1 protein-coding gene is annotated in these 286 nt (G+C 75.2%); it reads right to left on the bottom strand.

The features are described 5' to 3' along the window. Positions 1-40: 40 nt before the first annotated feature. The coding region (locus LZP69_RS16215) for an EamA family transporter (protein WP_234201725.1) at positions 41-286 on the bottom strand (246 nt) is incomplete at its 5' end.

Here is a 286-nt window from a genome sequence, read left to right as displayed (position 1 = left end):
GGTGCGGCCGCCGCTGCCCCGGCTCGGCTGGCTCTAGGCGTCAGGCCGGGCTCCCGCGCCGGGGCACGAGGCCGAGGACGAGGGCGCAGCCGATCCCGATCGCCGCGGCACCGGCGGCCTGCACCGCGGTCAGGCGCTCGCCGAGCGCGATCGACCCCGCCACGACGGCGATCACCGTCACCACGAACTCGACGCTGATGGCCCGGGTGGCGCCGATCGACGCCACGAGGCGGAAGTAGACGACATAGGCGGCGGCGCTCATCAGGCACGCGAGGACGACCAGGAA

The sequence above is a fragment of the Shewanella sp. AS1 genome (assembly GCF_021412565.1).
In the GTDB taxonomy this organism is placed as follows: Bacteria; Pseudomonadota; Gammaproteobacteria; order Enterobacterales; family Shewanellaceae; genus Shewanella.
Note: the sequence above shows the minus strand (reverse complement) of the source record. Positions and strands in the feature narration are given on the sequence as shown.